The 16,613-nt window shown below is 33.9% G+C and carries 18 protein-coding genes; 8 read left to right on the top strand and 10 right to left on the bottom strand.

Going from position 1 to position 16,613, the window contains the following annotated elements; genetic code table 11:
- Positions 1-882 (top strand): glycine betaine ABC transporter substrate-binding protein, encoded by an 882-nt coding sequence (locus NYE52_RS07785; RefSeq protein ID WP_341192551.1) that lies wholly within the window; start codon positions 1-3, stop codon positions 880-882.
- Positions 883-991: 109 nt separating this feature from the next.
- Here NYE52_RS07785 and NYE52_RS07780 read toward each other — a convergent pair whose 3' ends face one another.
- The 3 genes from NYE52_RS07780 to iolE all read right to left on the bottom strand — a co-directional run bounded on the left by NYE52_RS07780 (position 992) and on the right by iolE (position 3,931).
- Positions 992-1,900 carry an AEC family transporter gene (locus NYE52_RS07780; protein WP_341192550.1) on the bottom strand — a complete coding sequence of 303 codons (909 nt, stop codon included), beginning with the start codon at positions 1,898-1,900 and terminating at the stop codon, positions 992-994.
- A 132-nt stretch (positions 1,901-2,032) separates the two neighbouring features.
- The gene (locus NYE52_RS07775) at positions 2,033-2,881 is read right to left on the bottom strand and encodes a sugar phosphate isomerase/epimerase family protein (protein WP_341192549.1); all 849 of its coding nucleotides are present in this window, start codon (positions 2,879-2,881) and stop codon (positions 2,033-2,035) included.
- 156 nt (positions 2,882-3,037) lie between these two features.
- Positions 3,038-3,931: a myo-inosose-2 dehydratase gene (gene iolE / locus NYE52_RS07770; protein ID WP_341192548.1), complete on the bottom strand. Its 894-nt coding sequence runs from the start codon at positions 3,929-3,931 to the stop codon at positions 3,038-3,040.
- A gap of 315 nt (positions 3,932-4,246) precedes the next feature.
- Here iolE and NYE52_RS07765 point away from each other — a divergent pair, with 315 nt between their 5' ends.
- Positions 4,247-4,783, top strand: coding sequence for a hypothetical protein (locus NYE52_RS07765; RefSeq protein WP_341192547.1), 537 nt, complete (start codon positions 4,247-4,249; stop codon positions 4,781-4,783).
- Between the two features lie 14 nt (positions 4,784-4,797).
- On the top strand, positions 4,798-5,109 hold the full coding sequence (locus NYE52_RS24700) for a helix-turn-helix domain-containing protein (protein ID WP_445669141.1): 312 nt from the start codon (positions 4,798-4,800) through the stop codon (positions 5,107-5,109).
- Positions 5,110-5,229: 120 nt separating this feature from the next.
- Here NYE52_RS24700 and NYE52_RS07760 read toward each other — a convergent pair whose 3' ends face one another.
- Together NYE52_RS07760 and NYE52_RS07755 are read right to left on the bottom strand one after the other, a co-directional pair.
- Entirely contained in the window at positions 5,230-6,747 is a 1,518-nt protein-coding gene (locus tag NYE52_RS07760) for a flotillin family protein (RefSeq protein WP_341192546.1), read from the bottom strand.
- A gap of 27 nt (positions 6,748-6,774) precedes the next feature.
- Entirely contained in the window at positions 6,775-7,296 is a 522-nt protein-coding gene (locus tag NYE52_RS07755) for a hypothetical protein (protein ID WP_341192545.1), read from the bottom strand.
- Positions 7,297-7,661: 365 nt separating this feature from the next.
- On the opposite strand from NYE52_RS07755, the gene NYE52_RS07750 reads away from it, so the two are divergent.
- Complete coding sequence (locus NYE52_RS07750; RefSeq protein WP_341192544.1) at positions 7,662-7,976, top strand: hypothetical protein; 315 nt, start codon at positions 7,662-7,664, stop codon at positions 7,974-7,976.
- A 90-nt stretch (positions 7,977-8,066) separates the two neighbouring features.
- Here NYE52_RS07750 and NYE52_RS07745 read toward each other — a convergent pair whose 3' ends face one another.
- The 5 genes from NYE52_RS07745 to NYE52_RS07725 all read right to left on the bottom strand — a co-directional run bounded on the left by NYE52_RS07745 (position 8,067) and on the right by NYE52_RS07725 (position 12,821).
- Positions 8,067-8,840 (bottom strand): Cof-type HAD-IIB family hydrolase, encoded by a 774-nt coding sequence (locus tag NYE52_RS07745; RefSeq protein ID WP_341192543.1) that lies wholly within the window; start codon positions 8,838-8,840, stop codon positions 8,067-8,069.
- Positions 8,841-8,857: 17 nt separating this feature from the next.
- The gene (locus NYE52_RS07740; protein WP_341192542.1) at positions 8,858-9,646 is read right to left on the bottom strand and encodes an ABC transporter ATP-binding protein; all 789 of its coding nucleotides are present in this window, start codon (positions 9,644-9,646) and stop codon (positions 8,858-8,860) included.
- 279 nt (positions 9,647-9,925) lie between these two features.
- Positions 9,926-10,192 carry a phosphocarrier protein HPr gene (locus tag NYE52_RS07735; protein ID WP_251627379.1) on the bottom strand — a complete coding sequence of 89 codons (267 nt, stop codon included), beginning with the start codon at positions 10,190-10,192 and terminating at the stop codon, positions 9,926-9,928.
- A gap of 143 nt (positions 10,193-10,335) precedes the next feature.
- Positions 10,336-11,079, bottom strand: a complete 744-nt coding sequence (locus NYE52_RS07730) for a gamma-glutamyl-gamma-aminobutyrate hydrolase family protein (RefSeq protein WP_341192541.1) — start codon at positions 11,077-11,079, stop codon at positions 10,336-10,338.
- Positions 11,080-11,264: 185 nt separating this feature from the next.
- Positions 11,265-12,821 (bottom strand): bifunctional metallophosphatase/5'-nucleotidase, encoded by a 1,557-nt coding sequence (locus NYE52_RS07725; protein ID WP_341192540.1) that lies wholly within the window; start codon positions 12,819-12,821, stop codon positions 11,265-11,267.
- A gap of 333 nt (positions 12,822-13,154) precedes the next feature.
- Between NYE52_RS07725 and NYE52_RS07720 the strand changes: the two genes are divergently transcribed.
- From NYE52_RS07720 to phnE (NYE52_RS07705), 4 genes are all read left to right on the top strand, one after another.
- Positions 13,155-14,075 carry a phosphate/phosphite/phosphonate ABC transporter substrate-binding protein gene (locus tag NYE52_RS07720; protein WP_341192539.1) on the top strand — a complete coding sequence of 307 codons (921 nt, stop codon included), beginning with the start codon at positions 13,155-13,157 and terminating at the stop codon, positions 14,073-14,075.
- 159 nt (positions 14,076-14,234) lie between these two features.
- Complete coding sequence (phnC, locus tag NYE52_RS07715) at positions 14,235-15,005, top strand: phosphonate ABC transporter ATP-binding protein (protein ID WP_341192538.1); 771 nt, start codon at positions 14,235-14,237, stop codon at positions 15,003-15,005.
- The gene (gene phnE / locus NYE52_RS07710; RefSeq protein ID WP_341192537.1) at positions 15,002-15,805 is read left to right on the top strand and encodes a phosphonate ABC transporter, permease protein PhnE; all 804 of its coding nucleotides are present in this window, start codon (positions 15,002-15,004) and stop codon (positions 15,803-15,805) included. Before phnC ends, phnE (NYE52_RS07710) begins: the two co-directional genes overlap by 4 nt.
- Positions 15,802-16,605: a phosphonate ABC transporter, permease protein PhnE gene (gene phnE, locus NYE52_RS07705; protein ID WP_341192536.1), complete on the top strand. Its 804-nt coding sequence runs from the start codon at positions 15,802-15,804 to the stop codon at positions 16,603-16,605. The genes phnE (NYE52_RS07710) and phnE (NYE52_RS07705) overlap by 4 nt, the downstream gene beginning before the upstream one ends.
- Positions 16,606-16,613 lie beyond the last annotated feature (8 nt).

The raw sequence follows: 16,613 nt of genomic DNA, 5'->3' as shown, positions 1-16,613 counted from the left end.
ATGAAAAAAATGACAAGTTTACTAGGAGCAATTACACTTACTTTAGGGTTAGCTGCCTGTGGTTCCAACAGTGCGGATAACGAAAATGCCACAGTTGGTGAAAAAGTAGATTATGAAATTATCGGTATCGATCCTGGAGCTGGATTAATGAAAGCAACGAACCAGGCAATTAGTGATTATGAATTAAGTGATTGGAAGCTAGTTGAAGGATCAAGTGCTGCTATGACTGCCGCTCTTAAAAAAGCTTATGATAAAGAAGAACCAATTATTGTAACAGGTTGGACTCCACACTGGATGTTTGCTGCCTACGATTTAAAATACTTAGAAGATCCAAAGGGGTCTTTTGGCGAAGATGAAAACATTCATTCCATTGCACGTAATGGATTAAAAGAAGACATGCCAGAAGCTTATGAAGTATTAGATAATTTCCATTGGACAACAGAAGATATGGGAGTTGTTATGATGGATATTTATGAAGGAGAAGCTCCAGAAAAAGCAGCGGAAAGCTGGGTGGAAGACAACGCTGATAAAGTAAGCGAATGGACTAACGGTGTTAATAGCGTCGATGGTGACAAAATTAAAATCGGCTATGTTGCATGGGATAGTGAAATTGCAAGTACAAATGTTGTCGGCAAAGTATTAAGTGATTTAGGCTATGATGTAACATTAAGTCAAGTAGAAGCAGGTCCAATGTGGACTGGTGTTGCTGACGGCAGCTTAGATGCACATATTGCCGGCTGGTTACCAATTACACATGAAGACTATGCAAGTAAATACGAAGGCCAATTCGAAGATTTAGGTGCTAATCTAGAAGGAACAAAATTAGGTCTTGTCGTACCAAGCTATATGGATATTGATTCCATTGAAGAATTGAAAGAATAACCAAACTTACCACATAAAGAATAAACAAAAAGAAGAATGCTAATTACCAAGCGGCATTCTTCTTTTTAATGCTATCCCCTTCTTCTATGAGCTAGGATTTTCATTTCGTTTATAAAAATAGCATAATAATGTGCAATGAAAACATGCTTATGATAGTAGAAACGGTAATATATTGAGAAACCTTTTCCCCTTTTTGAGCATATTCTTCAGCAAAAACGGCATTTAATGCGCCAGTCGGCATCCCAGAAATAAGCGCTACAATCCCAATCAATAGATAATTATCTGTTACAAACTTCATGATAACAATAATAATTATGGGAAAAATGATCAACCGAATAAATGAAAATAACAAATTATCAACGTCTAAAAACACCTTTTTTATATTGGATGAATAGAATAGAGCACCATTCAAAATCATGGATAACGGTACTGTCATATCCCCCAAATATTTAAGACTATTATACATAAAGTTAGGAATGGGAATCTTCCATACGAATAGCGTAGCTCCAACTAAAGCAGCAATAATGGCAGGTGTTCGTACTACTTGCTTCCACTTTAAATGATAACGATTAGAAAAAATCATTATACCTATAGTAAAGAGAACAAGATTAGCCACTGTATTAAAAATAACGAGAACAATCAATCCCTTTTCTCCATATAAAGCCTCCACTATTGGCATACCGATAAATAAAATACTAGAAAAAGTAAAACAACATACCCACATTCTTCGTTCAACATATTTTCTCTTAAAAATCACACAAAACAAATAGCTTAATCCTAAAGTACCTATAATAAACACGATAGAATACAGCAAACTAGTTAGCATCAGTTTTTTTATTTGTGCAGTATACTCCATTTGAAAGCTTCTTAATATCGCAGATGGAAGGGCTATATTAGTTAAAAACCATCCTAGAAATACATTTACTTGCTTAGTAAAATACCCCTTCACTTTTACTATTACTCCAATAAGCATATAAATAATAAGACTAATTGTTTGGTAAAAAACAACGGTGAACAATTTTCCACTCCTATTTCCATTAATAAGCATAATTGTTTATTTCCTTCTTAAAGCACTCTTTATTAAATGGATATTTTTTAAGAAATAGCTCCCTAATTTAGGGAGCCACTAAAAAAAATTTCTATTATTCTATTACATAGAATAATGCTTTTGTAAAACTTCAATAGTCGTTTCTTTTGCTTTTTTAATGACTTCTTCTGGATCCATTTGATAATACTCTGGTCTAAATAACTCAACAGAAGCAACAAAATCATAATTTAGTTCTTTTAATTTTTTCAAATGTGCATCTAGATCAATGACTCCATGGCCTGGCCAAACTCTGTTTGTATCATGCATTTGTCCGACAGGGTAACCTTCAACGTCATTAATATGGAATATAAATAGCTTATCTGCTGTTTCTTCTGTTACATCTTCCAGTCTTGATCCCATACCAGTGAATTGAAATGTATCGTACACTAGTCCAACATTGTCTCTATCAATTTCTTTTACAATTTGATACGCTTGGGCAAACGTGTTTACTGTATTTTCAGGAATTCCAATGAATTCAATCGCAATTTTAACCCCGTATGGTTCTGCTAAATCAGACAATTTGGTTAAGACTTCTACACAACTTGCATTAACCTCTTCAATCAAAGTCTTTCCTTTTTCTGTTACATCTATATTAGAAGGAACAACACAAATATATTCACAATCAATTTTTTTACAAATCTCTAAGTACTCTTTAAATTCCTCAATAACTTTTAACTCATCCTCTTTCTTTCGATTATTAAAAAAACAAAGGGCATTTAATGAGAGCGGTTTAATATGATGGGTATCAAAATATTCTTTTAAATCATCTAATGTGTGTTCTTTTAAATAATCAATCAATTGATCTATCGACCGAATTTCAATATAATCATATCCATGTTTTTCACAGTAATCTAAGTTTTGTTGAAGTGTTGCACTTTCCCATGTTGTCCCTTCATTAAATGCTAATTTCATTTTTTACTCCTCCAGTACCTTTTTATTAACATGCTTTTTTAATTCCCCTTAAATATAAATAATTCACTAATAGTGGTAGGAAGAAACACTAAAACACCATTTCCCTATTTCACATTTTTATCACGCTGTTACTTTTTCTCAATGATACATACCCTATTACCCTATCAATAAATCAAGATGCTCTCTACCCATTAAGGCATATTCTAATGGATTGGCGATGGCTGGATCTTGTTCTGCTTCGATTACTATCCATCCTTTATAATGATTTTCTATTAGATAATCATATATTTCTTTATAATTTATTACCCCATCTCCAGGAACTGTAAATACCCCATGCAAGAAGGAATCTAAAAACGATTTATTTGCAGCTTTTGCTTCAGACAATTTATCTGCACGGACATCTTTAAAATGTACATGAGCAATTCTATCAAAGTGAGTTGTTAATAATGCCATATATTCATTATCCGATACATAAATATGTCCTGTATCATATAATAAGTGAACTTTTAATGGATCAGTAATGCTCATTAGGCGATCAACCTCTTCTTTTGTTTGAACACCAGTTCCCATATGATGATGAAAAACCAGTTTAATGCCATAACTGTTGGCAACCTCACCCAAAACATTTAGTCCTTCCCCTAACAATTCCCATTCTTCATCTGAAAATGATGGTTTTTCGGTATAAACACATTTTTTTGTTCCTTGAATGCTATACGTTTGTTCAGAATATACTGCCACATCTGCATTAACCGCTTTCAAATATGCACAGTGCTTATCAAAATCTTGTTTCGCCTGTTCTATACCATCTCGAATAATAAATCCACTAAACCACTGGCCTATTAATCTCAAATTTCGTAATTTTAACTCCTTATTTAATACTCCTGGATCTGTAGGATAACAACCACCTACTTCTGTACCTTCAAATCTTGCCACGGCTGCATCACTTAAAATTTGCTGATACGTATTTTCTTTGCCTATTTCAGGAATATCATCATTTCGCCAACCAATTGGTGCAATTCCAAAACGAATTCCCTCTGCTCTTCTTGACATATCCATTCTCTCCCCCAAAATATCTTTATAGAATAACGATTAGACAACCTCTTTTTGTATGCGTTTTCAGTTTATATGATTTTTTATTATTATTCTCTATAAAATCCTGCCAAAAAATTGCATAATAGTGCTTAAATGATTATTTTCCGTTTGAAATCCGCCATTTTTTTCAATAATTTGTATTATGTCTTGTATATTTTTTGTACATATAGAGTAACTCTTGATTATATTTTGTGTAACTACTTTTAAATTTTCGATTTTTATAATACAATCTACAAATAGATAGAATCTATTCTAAATGGTGAGGGGATTAAAATGAATTATTATATTCCAAAGGTAGAGCCTGGCTTAAAGAATAAGAAAAGACTCCACTTCTATGAGTCCTCTGATATCGCGAAAAAAATATACTATTATGCGCTTTGGGGAGGGGATTATACGGTCGATGTTCCCTACAGTATTGAACGTGATTATATGAACTCCTTTATCCTTTTTTGGATTCAATCAGGGACCATTCACTTTCATTACATGGATCAGTCTTTTAGTGCTTCCGCAAATGAAATTGTTCTATTAGATTGTAAAGAAAAACACCACTATTATGTGAAAGGAGAAACAAATTTTCAGTTTTTGCATTTTTCAGGAAAACAAGCGCAAGAATTTTATAATGAACTATATAATAAAAATGGTTGTGTATTTACACTTCCTAGTCAAAAAAATAATATTCCAACAATCTTATCTCTCATTGAATCAAATCATGAAAATGATTTTAACATATCGTTACTCTTATATGAGCAACTTGGAAATTTATTAGAAAGCTCACGAAAAGGTTATGAGCATAGAGATGCAATCTTCTAAAAAAACCGCAGGAAATTCAAGCAGCATTAACGTATATTCATGAAAACTATGCATCAAAATTAAGTGTCGAGGTATTAAGTAATATTTCTAATTTAAGTACGTACCATTTTAGTCGTACCTTTAAAAAATATGTTAGAACTAGTCCCCATCAATATTTATTAAACTACCGATTAATTCAAGCAAAAAACTTACTAATAGAAACAAATCTTTCCATTGAAGAAATAAGTATTGAATGTGGGTTCTATAGCATCGCCCACTTTATAAAAGCCTTTTCCAAATCAACAGAAGGATTAACTCCTGGTAAGTTTAGAAAATTACATTTTTAAAATTAAGGGGGGTGAGTAGAAGTTGAGTAATCAAAAAATATTAAATTGTGGTGTAATCGGTTTAATGCGAGTTAGAAAGATGCATCAAAAAACCCGATATCACTATCGGGTTCTCTTCCTTTATTCAGCTGATTTATTGCTTAAATTATTATTTAACTCGTTAATACTCTGGCGAATATTCCCTTTACCAGATAAATTCTCAAGCAATTCTTTAACATCAATTCCAGCAGATGCCTTTAAGGATTCTTGCATTGTTGACATTAAGTTTGTTGCATAGCCAGTTACTTTATTGGCTCCACCATTACTACCGTCACTTCCTGTATCAACAACAGTAATCTTATCGATATTAGCTAATGGACTTGCCACTTGTTTCGCATATTCTGGTAACATTTCAAGCACCATATCTAAGATAGCCGCTTGACCGTATTGTGCATATGCTTCTGCAATTTTGCGTTTTGCTTCTGCTTCTGCTAAACCTTTTAGACGGATAATTTCTGCTTCTGTTTCCCCTTTTGCTTTTTCTGCTTCCGCTTTGGCTAGACCATCTACACGTACTTTTTCAGCCTCTGCTTTTGCTTGTGACTCAATACGATATTGGTTAGCATCTGCTTCTGCAATTTCACGACGTTTATTCGCCTCTGCTCCCTGTTCCATTGCATAGCGGTCTGCATCGGCTTTCTTTTTAACCTCTGAATCATACTGCTTTTCTCTTCTTAGAATTTCTTTTTCTTCTAATTCAATTTGTTTTTGTCTTTCAATGATCTTAATTTGCATTTCTTGTTCGGTAACTTCTTGCTTAGAACGAGCACTTTCTAGATCATACGCTTGGTCAGCTCGGGCCTTCGCAATATCTTGATCTCTTCTGTAATCGGCAATTTTCATTTGATTTTCTTTTTCCGCTTCAGCAATTTCCGTAGCTCTTTCTAATTCAGCCTTTTTAGCTTCCTTATCAGCTTCTGCTTTTTTAATTCTCGTTTCTTTATCTGCTTCTGCAGTTGCAATATCCGCATCTCGTTTTACTTGAGCTATTCTCGGCTTACCTAAAGATTCTAAATATCCATTTTTATCTCGTACGTCTTTAATGGTAAAGGATACAATGATTAGTCCCATTTTAGCTAAGTCATGAGAAGCAACTCTTTGCACTTCTTGTGAAAACTTATCTCTATTTTTATAAATTTCTTCTACTGTCATACTACCGAGGATAGATCGTAAATGTCCTTCTAATACTTCTCTCGCTTCATTTTCACGATCTTGTTTTGTTTTTCCTAAAAATTGTTCAGCAGCTGTAGCGATTTCCCCAATGGAACCACCAATTTTAATAATCGCTGTACCATCGGCCATTACAGGAACACCTTGCTCTGTATATACTTCTGGTGTAGAAACATCTAATTTACTAGATAGCAAGCTTAGTGGTTCTGACTGCTGGAAAACTGGGAGAATAAATGCCCCTCCCCCTCTAATAATTTTAATTTTATTTCCTGATTCATCGACATGAACATTTTTAGAACCTAAATAGCTTCCTGTTACAATCAGTGCTTCATCCGGTCCTGCTGTCTTATATTTCGCCACAAAAATACTAATAAGTGCGATTAACAAAAATACTACAATTCCTATTACAATATAAATCTCCATTGCCATCCATTTTTCCTCCTCTTGTATGCTTTTCTATATGCCATCCTTGCGAACCACATAAGCAACATTCTCTTTAATCTCTACTATAACTGTTTCTTCCCCAAATCTAATTTCTTCATTATAAAAGCTTGCAGCAGTTTTTGGGATATTCCCACTGATGCTTTCAATTAGTATTTCTCCATAACCATCTTGTGGAATAGCTGTTATAACCTTGCCAATTCTTCCTTTTAATGAATCATCATTATATACCAATGATTCCTCTGCGTTAGCAAGTGGGATAAAAACAAAAAAGTGTAAACAGATGGAAATAATAAGTGCGATTACTGCAGAAATCGATAGAATAATGACACTATTTACATTAGAATACTTCTCCATAAGATAACCGCTTGCTGATAATATCGTAAAAAAGGCAAGGATTAGGGTAGGATTGAATACACCAATATCTCCACCAAATAAATCTGATAACAACAAGGTTAAAATAACACATATTCCTGAACCGATTAATACGGTTAAATAGATGGTGGGAAGATCAAAACCGAATAATTCCATATACATCATTCACTTTCCATTTTTTTATTTTTTTATGTAATCACTTAATCATTCCCCCTTCATTTATTTCTTACCAAATATACGGTTAGAAATGGAAAAGGTTTCAGGATTATTTAAATAATTAAAATTATTCCCCTTTTCATAAAGAGGATATTTTTGAGCTATTTTCATTTTGTCAATTGAAGCGCTTAAGATTTAGAAGTACTAGCAAGAGAAAAAACAACATTCCACAAATTTTTCGTCATCTTTATGATTTTGTTTCATATCCTAATTTAGAGGGAATTTCATATATATCAACCTATTATTATATATGCCATTGTTACCGTTTGAGCAATTAATCTGAACGAAAAGGTGATATTGTGGAGGCGCATATGAAACATACGGAAAAACAAGACGAAAAGAAGAATAGTATTGGTAAAAAAATTATTTATTTTTTAGGTTCCATTTTACTGTTAACCACACTATTTGGTGGCTATATTTTCTCAGATAAATATTTTGCTAGTGAGACTAGAACAGGAAAAGAAGAATTCGGAGAAAAAGTAGTCATCACTTTACCAAATGGAAAAAAGGTATTTACCTATGAAAACCTAATCGTGAAAGAAGATGGAAAACTTCTTTATAAAGGAGAACGCAATACCATCGATTTATCAGGTGGAGTGGTTGTTTATGAAGATTGGAAGGACTAAATCAACAGTTTTTATCTTATAGAGCTGTCAAAAGACCAGAAAAAGATGGATTTTGACAGCTTTCTTCTATGCATACTATTTGTCTAAGAATTATATAAGCCCAATCTTTTTCAAGCCATAAGATAATCCACCCTCATTCACATGTTTAGTAACAAATTTCGCAAATGGCTTAACGTCTTCATGGGCATTTCCCATAGCTACCCCCATCCCAACAAACGAGAGCATTTCTTTATCATTTAATCCATCTCCAAAAGCCACCGCTTCGTTTGGATCAATATTTAGTATGGTTAAGATTTGTTCTATCCCCGCTGCTTTTGACCCGCCTTTTGGAATAACATCCATTGATAAAGGATGCCAACGTACAAAGTGAATATTTGAAAATGATTCTTCGTATAATTTTTCTTCTTTTTCCTCACAAAAAAGCAAGCATTGATAAATATCTGCTTCCTTCCAAAAATCCTTTCGATAGGTTGGTGCATTTAATTTCAAAGACTGAAAGGATTCAATAATATGGGCATGCTCTTTATGATTTGCACAGCATTCCTTACTTCCTTGAAAAACTAGCGGATGATTATTTTTCAAAGCAATTTGTTCTAGTACCTCTAACGTCTCAACAGGAATTGGTTTTTTATATACTTCTTCTTCCTCGTGCATAACATACGAACCGTTAAACGAGATATAAGAGGATAAGCCTAGCTCTGTTAATATATCTGAAAAGAAATACGGTGCTCTTCCAGTTGCTAATACGATAGGAATATTTTGTTTCTTTAATTCAGTAATTGCCTCTTTTGCATCCTGAGGTATTTTTTTCTCTTCATTTACTAATGTTCCATCAATATCAATAAACACTATTTTATATGCCACTATTTAGTCTCCTTTGCCTACTTTTCTATCAATGAGCTCTTTCTTGCCAATAGTGGCCGTTCATTATTCCAAATAACTTCAACTGGTAATGAAAAAAAGCTACTCATATTCTTGCTTGTTAATATTTCCTTAGTATAGCCTGAAGAAAATTCCTTCCCTTCTTTCAAAAGAAAAGAGTGAGAAAATACCGGTAATATCTCTTCCACATGATGTGTAACATAAATGATGCTACTATCTTCGCTTACTAGCTCGGAAATGGTTTCTAATAATTGTTCTCTCGCTAAAAAATCTAAGCCTGTTGCTGGTTCATCCAATATAATGAGCTCTGGGTTTAGCATTAATGCCCTTCCTATAAGCACCCTTTGCCTTTCTCCTTGAGACAAGCTATTATAAGTTCTATCTGCATAATCTAAGCTACCTAACTTCTTCATTAGTTCAATTGCTCTATTCCTAATTTCTGTTGTCGGTGATTCATATAAACCAATAGACGCATAGGCACCGCTTAGTACTATTTCAAATGCACTGTCTGACTCATATAAATTCTGTTGCAAACGATTCGATACTAGGCCGATTCTTCTCCTAAGCTCTCCGCCTAACTCCGATTTTCCGAACACTTTTCCTAGCACTTCCATGTTACCAACTGTTGGATGATAATAGGCACAAATCATGTTTAACAATGCTGTCTTTCCAGCACCGTTTAGACCATATAAAATCCAATTTTCTCCTTTGTTAATCTCCCAATTAATATGTTGGAGAATCCACTGTCCATTTCTTTTTAGGCCAACATCTTCTAATTTAACGATCATGCCAATCCCCCTATTCTTTATTTATTTTACTAAATATTCTCATAATATGTACAGAGAGAAATAGGGGATGAAAAGATATACTTATATAAGTATATACAAATGATTGCTAAAAAACTCAAAATACTACCCGCTGAAAAAAACAAAAAAAGATCTAACTTATGATATCTAATCATACATAGTCAGATCTTTTTTGCTGAAATTAAAATGTAAACGCTTTAATTTTTATCAAAAAATAAAGGAGAGTGACCCCCATTTCAGAGGGTCATTGAAACATAAAGATTAACCAACTAATCCTTCTTTTTTAAGGACAGTTTCTACACCTTCTACTGCTTCTACTTCATCTTCACCAGTTGCAGAAATAGTAATTTCTCCACCCTTAGGTACACCTAGTGACATTACGCCCATGATAGACTTTAAGTTCACAGATTTTCCTTTGAAAGAGATTTGCATATCAGATTTGTATTTACTAGCAGTGCTTACTAATAATGTTGCTGGTCTTGCATGAATCCCAGTTTCATCAATTACAGTAAATGTTTTTTCGCTCATTGTTATGCCTCCTAAGAAAAAATTGTCTTACCTTCTTATTTTAGCTGATTTTAAGAGTTAATACTAACTTTTTTTTCATCTTTTTTTGCTTTAATCCTATATCTCTATCTTTCATTGCATGCATGCTACTTTTCTAAACGACTTCATTTATGTACCATATTAACTTTTTCTATTTTCACGCTTTTAATAAATTCAGCAAAAATTCGATTCATTTTTTCATTAGTAGCTGCCATAGATTCAGGATGCCATTGGACTCCTAACAAAAAATTACGATAACTCTTATGCTCAACTGCTTCAATTATGCCATCCTTGCTTGTTGCAACCACTTCCAGCTCCTCCGCTAGACTATCAATTGCTTGGTGATGTAGACTGTTTACTCTTGTTTTTGTTTCTCCAATAATTTCCGCTAATTTGCTATTTTCTTTAATCGTTACAAAATGGGTATCCCAGCTTCTATCGACAGTTTGCGTATGTTTCATCCCCTCTTTTACTTGAGAAGGAATATCTTGGATTAGTGTTCCCCCTAAAGCAACATTTAATATTTGGATTCCTCTACAAATTGCCAATATCGGTTTATTTGTTTCCATCGCTCTTTTGATGATGTTTAATTCAACTTTATCCCGTAGGAGGATGGTATCCCCGATATTTTGATGGGGATCCTCTCCAAACATGATAGGATCTACATCTTCTCCTCCACTTAAAATGATAGCATCGCAAATATCTACCATTTCGATTGCTAGCTTCTCTTCCACAAACGGAAGAATGATTGGCAATCCATCATTTGCCGCAATTGATTTATGATAATCATGATGGACATATGAACCTTCCATAAATTTATTTTTAAATACATAAGCACCTGTTATTCCTATTATCGGTTTGCCCAACATATCCATCCCCTGACACTTCTTAATTTTTTTAATATTAACAATATTAAAAAGGATAGAAAAGAACTTGTCAATGAACTTTTTGAAATAAAAGGATAGAAAAATCAGCTATAATCGAAAGACCATATACAGGTTCTCTCGATATAGCTGACTATACTTTCCTTATAGAATTGGTTCCTGTAATACCATTACCAAATAACTTTCCAATTATGATTACAAGTAGCAGGCACCGTTTTTCGTTCCATTATATAATTAGCAAGTAATTCGGAAGCATCGAATTGAATTTCTCGGACAATTGGCTTATTTTTAAACATAAAGAAATCACCGCCACCCCCAGCCCGATAATTATTCATTACTACTTCATAAGTAGCTTCTTCGTCTATTGGTTTGCCTTCAAAATCTAGCTGAATGACTCTTTCGCCTATTGGTTTTCTTAAATCTAGCGTATAGTCAATTCCTTCCCACATATCATAGTTATAATGCTGTGGTTTAGGATAAACAAAAGAAGGGTTAACTATTGGTTCTCCTTTTTCACTTAAAGCAAAGTATTTAGCACTTTGCTCAAGAGCTTGACGGATATCTTTCCCATTTAAAGCTAGCACTTTAAATGTATTAGGATAAATATAATTGGAAACGATGTCTCTCATTGTTACATTGGGTTTGAATCCAGGCGAATCATTATTAAAAAGTGCTGTATTACTGATTTTTACTTTCGCAGCATCCATTTGCACTTTATTAATAAATTCGATAAGCGGACTATCTGATAGACGAATCTCCATTGGATCTGTTACTAGCATATCTCCATCAATATGACCAATTGGCGTATCTAACCATTTTTGCGTACTTTCTTCATATTCTTTTGCTAACAGGAGTATTTCTTCATCTGCCTCCACATCTGCAACAGATAATAGTTCAGAGCCTTTCTCGATTACTTCCCCTTTATCATCCAGTATTAATGTTATCTTGCCTACGAATTTTCCATTATTACTTGGTTGGATAATTTCTGTACCATTAATATTCCCCGTTAATTCTCGATGCTGATGACCTGTTAATAACACGTCCACTCCATCTATTTGTTTACAAATCGTATATCCTTGATTCTCTCTCGTTAATACTTCCGTTGGCTCTCCTGACTCCAGATCTCGTTCAAAACCACCATGATAGGAAATAACAAGCACATCTGGTTGTTCTTCCTTCTTAATAAAGTCTACCCATTCCTTAGCACTATCAAATGCGTCATTGAATTGGAGGCCTTCGATATTCTTAGGATTTTCCCAATTTGGAATATAGTGAGTCGTTACACCTAGTATAGCAATCTTGAAGCCACTTACCCTTTTAATCAAATAAGGCTTTCCTAAAAATGGTTTATTTGTTTTTTCTTCTACAATATTGGCACAAAGCCAAGGAAAATTCGATTCCTTCACTGCACTTTTTAAAATATCCAATCCGTAATTAAATTCATGATTCCCAATAACAGCCGCATCGTACTTTAACTGATTTAAAATGGTTATCATTGGATTTTTTTTATCAGCTAAAAAATTCACATAATGATACGTTAAAGGTGTTCCTTGTATTAAATCTCCATTATCTATTACAACTGTATTCGGATTCTTTGCTCTTTCATTTGCTATAATGGAAGCTATTTTTCCTAGTCCAACAGCAGACGGCGCGTTGTTCCCATAATTTAGTGGAAATATATTTCCATGTACATCACTCGTTAATAAAATCGTTACTTCTGTATTCAAGATTTCATCTCCTAAATTTAAATTTCCGACTATTATGCATACACGAGTAAGAGCTTCGCCAATTAAAGCTTTACTTTATTCTCCTATGTAAAAAATGCCATTAATATCCATAAATATCTTATTAAGCATTTTTATTATAGCAAGTTCATTCTTTAATAACTACCTATAATTCTTTTATTTCTCTTCTAGTTTCATTCTATTAATTCATTGAGAGAAACCAATAATCATCTTTACATAAACTTTGCAATTCTTTACATTAATCCCTCTTTAATTATGATAAATCTATTATATATTTTTACAGGTAACACATTAATTACATTCGGAGGTTTAACAATGTTTAAAAAATTAGCTATACTAGGACTTTCCCTTACATTGGCTACAGGGATTCTTTCTGCTTGTGGTTCAGAGGAAAAAACGACAAACGACGCAAATGGTTATGAACCAAAGGAATTAACTGTACAATTCGTACCATCTTCTAACGCAGATACTTTAGAAGCCAAAGCTAAGCCATTAGAGGGCCTGCTATCTGATGAGCTAGGAATTCCTGTTAAAGTGAGTGTATCCACTAACTATAACACGATTATCGAAGCAATGGATTCCAAAAAAATTGATGTTGGTTTTTTACCTCCAACGGCATATGTTCTTGCACATGATAAAGGATCTGCTGATGTCATTCTTCAAGCACAACGCTTTGGAATTAATGATGATGGAAGTGAAAATGACGAATTAGTAGATTTCTATAAAAGTATTTTCATCGTAAAAGCAGATTCTGCTATTAAAACAGTAGCTGATTTAAAAGGAAAGAAAATCGCAACTCAAGATGTTACTTCTTCTGCTGGTTATGTATGGCCAGTTGGAAAACTAATGGAAAATGATATTAATGTTCCTGGAGATGTAGAAACAGTTACAGTAAAAGGACATGACCAAGCTGTTATTGCATTATTAAATGGTGATGTAGATGCTGCTGTAGTATTTCAAGACGCTCGTAATATCGTGAAAGCAGATTACCCAACTGTTTTCGAAGATACAAAGGTACTTGAGTTTACAGAAGCTATTCCAAATGACACAATCTCTGTTCGCTCTGATATGAGTGATGAATGGAGAAAGAAACTTCAAGATGCGTTTATTGCGATTGGCAAAAGTGATGAGGGACATCAAATTATTCGAGACATATACACACATGAAGGTTATGTTGAATCAGAAGATAGTAAATTTGATATTGTTCGAGAATATAACGAAAAAGTTACTGAATAAAGAAGCAGTGCCAACCATTTAAATTCTAAATGGTTGGACTTTTTTCTCGTAAGTGCCGGATTAAAGTAACATTAATCCGACCTTTACTAGGAAAAAGAAGCATGGATGTATATACAAACTGCTTTCTCTTTCAATATTTATTAGAAAGTTGGTAAAAAATTGATACAGTTTAAAAAGGTAACAAAAATTTATCCAAATGGTACAAAGGGATTGAATAACATTAATATTACAATTAACAAAGGAGAATTTGTTGTCATTGTTGGGCTTTCTGGTGCAGGAAAATCTACTTTTCTACGATCAATCAACCGTCTTCATGAAATAAGCGAAGGAGATATTCTTATTAACCAAAAGTCTATTACCTCAGCAAAAGGTTCCGAATTAAGAGGTATTCGTAGAAATATCGGTATGATTTTCCAAAACTTTAATCTTATTAAACGTTCATCCGTTCTCCGCAACGTTCTATCCGGACGAGTTGGTTATCACGGTACTTTAAGAACCATTTTGGGCCTTTTTCCGAAACAAGATATAGATCTATGTCTTCTTGCATTAGACCGAGTCAATATATTAGAAAAAGCATATTCCCGTGCAGATGAACTCTCTGGTGGACAGCAGCAACGTGTATCGATTGCACGCGCATTAGCACAAGAAGCTGATATTATCTTAGCGGACGAGCCTGTAGCCTCTCTTGATCCATTAACTACCAAACAAGTAATGGATGATTTGAAACGAATTAATGAAGAAGATGGAATTACAACCATCGTGAATTTACACTTCATTGACCTCGCTCGTCAATATGCAACACGTATTATCGGGCTTCGAGCAGGAGAGGTAGTATTTGATGGCCCAGTTGAAGAGGCAACCGATGAGGTGTTCAAACAAATATACGGACGTGAAATTAAAAAAGATGAATTACTAGGTGAGTCTATATGAATGAAAAAGACAACAAACAACCCGTAATAAATAGGCCCACTCCACCAGCGAAAACAAAATCAATTTTTACAATATTACTTATCGTTGTTTTATTATGGTGGAGCGCTTATAAGACAGATGCAAGTCTTACCGAATTGATTCAAGGCTTTCCCAATATTTTCGATGTTCTCGTACAAATGATTCCACCTGATTGGCAATATTTCCAAAAAATTATCGAGCCATTGTTAGAAACAATACGAATGGCCATTATCGGCACTACCTTTGGTGCTATTATAGCGATTCCTCTTGCCATTTTTTGTGCCAGCAATATTGTACAGTCTGCGTATATTTTTTATCCATTTCGAATGATATTAAATTTGATTAGAACCATTCCAGACCTATTACTTGCTTCCATCTTTGTTGCTATATTTGGGATTGGATCGTTACCAGGGATTATTGCACTTACTATTTTTTCAATTGGTTTAATCGCAAAGCTTTTGTATGAATCGATTGAATCGATTGATTCTGGACCAATAGAAGGAATGACTGCTGCAGGTGCCAACAAAATTCAATGGATTTTCTTTGGTGTCGTTCCCCAAGTTACTGCTTCTTTTACTTCCTATGTGTTATATACATTTGAGGTAAACATACGTGCTGCAGCAATTTTAGGATTAGTTGGTGCCGGTGGAATTGGTGAATATTATGATCGTACACTTAATTTTTTACAATATGATCGAGCTTCTTCTATTATAATTCTTACTTTAATAGTTGTTTTATTTATCGATTATTGTAGTACCAAATTACGGGAGAAACTGTTATGAGTCAAACAATAAAAAAAATAACAAAGCCAAAAAAGAAATATTTTAGAAATAGCATTCTACTACTCTTACTTGTACTTATATATATTTGGGCTTTCTCTGGTTTTCCAATAACATCCATTAAAGACAGTGCTGCTCAAATTTCTAAAGCTATCTTTTCAGGTATTTTTCATCCAGATTGGGAATATGTATATTTGCCAGAAGGAGAAGATTTGTTACGGGGTTTGCTTGATACTTTAGCTATTGCCATATTAGGTACATTTATATCTGCACTTCTTTGTATTCCATTCGCATTCTGGGCTGCTAATAATATGAGCAAAGGAAAAACAATCGCTAGTACGGGGAAATTTGTACTAAGCTTCATTCGCACCTTCCCTGAAATTATCATGGCTATTTTGTTTATTAAAGCAGTTGGACCTGGATCATTTGCTGGAATACTAGCATTAGGACTGCATTCAATAGGGATGTTAGGAAAATTATTCTCTGAAGAAATTGAAAATCTAGATTTGGGACCAACAGAAGGTTTATTAGCAGCAGGCGGGAATAGACTACAAGTCTTATGGTTTGCCGTTATACCACAAGTTTTACCTGGATTTTTATCCTATACCCTTTATCGATTTGAAATTAATATTCGTTCTGCTGCTATCTTGGGTGTAATCGGCGCAGGAGGAATAGGAACACCACTTATATTTGCACTGAGTACGAGAGATTGGGACCGTGTTGGAATAATTTTACTTGGAATTATTGTGATGGTAACAGTAATTGATGTAATAAGTGGTTTTGTAAGAAGAAGGATTACTTAAATGTTGCT

Source organism: Niallia sp. FSL W8-0635, from assembly GCF_038007965.1.
GTDB lineage: Bacteria > Bacillota > Bacilli > Bacillales > Cytobacillaceae > Niallia.
Note: the sequence above shows the minus strand (reverse complement) of the source record. Positions and strands in the feature narration are given on the sequence as shown.

Excerpts from the sequence above, each read along its gene's own strand:
- NYE52_RS07785 (WP_341192551.1), top strand. The coding sequence starts at position 1 with ATGAAAAAAATGACAAGTTTACTAGGAGCAATTACACTTACTTTAGGG.
- NYE52_RS07775 (WP_341192549.1), bottom strand. The coding sequence starts at position 2,881 with ATGAAATTAGCATTTAATGAAGGGACAACATGGGAAAGTGCAACACTT.
- iolE (WP_341192548.1), bottom strand. The coding sequence starts at position 3,931 with ATGTCAAGAAGAGCAGAGGGAATTCGTTTTGGAATTGCACCAATTGGT.
- NYE52_RS07765 (WP_341192547.1), top strand. The coding sequence starts at position 4,247 with ATGAATTATTATATTCCAAAGGTAGAGCCTGGCTTAAAGAATAAGAAA.
- NYE52_RS07760 (WP_341192546.1), bottom strand. The coding sequence starts at position 6,747 with ATGGCAATGGAGATTTATATTGTAATAGGAATTGTAGTATTTTTGTTA.
- NYE52_RS07755 (WP_341192545.1), bottom strand. The coding sequence starts at position 7,296 with ATGTATATGGAATTATTCGGTTTTGATCTTCCCACCATCTATTTAACC.
- NYE52_RS07750 (WP_341192544.1), top strand. The coding sequence starts at position 7,662 with ATGAAACATACGGAAAAACAAGACGAAAAGAAGAATAGTATTGGTAAA.
- NYE52_RS07740 (WP_341192542.1), bottom strand. The coding sequence starts at position 9,646 with ATGATCGTTAAATTAGAAGATGTTGGCCTAAAAAGAAATGGACAGTGG.
- NYE52_RS07735 (WP_251627379.1), bottom strand. The coding sequence starts at position 10,192 with ATGAGCGAAAAAACATTTACTGTAATTGATGAAACTGGGATTCATGCA.
- NYE52_RS07730 (WP_341192541.1), bottom strand. The coding sequence starts at position 11,079 with ATGTTGGGCAAACCGATAATAGGAATAACAGGTGCTTATGTATTTAAA.
- NYE52_RS07720 (WP_341192539.1), top strand. The coding sequence starts at position 13,155 with ATGTTTAAAAAATTAGCTATACTAGGACTTTCCCTTACATTGGCTACA.
- phnE (WP_341192537.1), top strand. The coding sequence starts at position 15,002 with ATGAATGAAAAAGACAACAAACAACCCGTAATAAATAGGCCCACTCCA.
- phnE (WP_341192536.1), top strand. The coding sequence starts at position 15,802 with ATGAGTCAAACAATAAAAAAAATAACAAAGCCAAAAAAGAAATATTTT.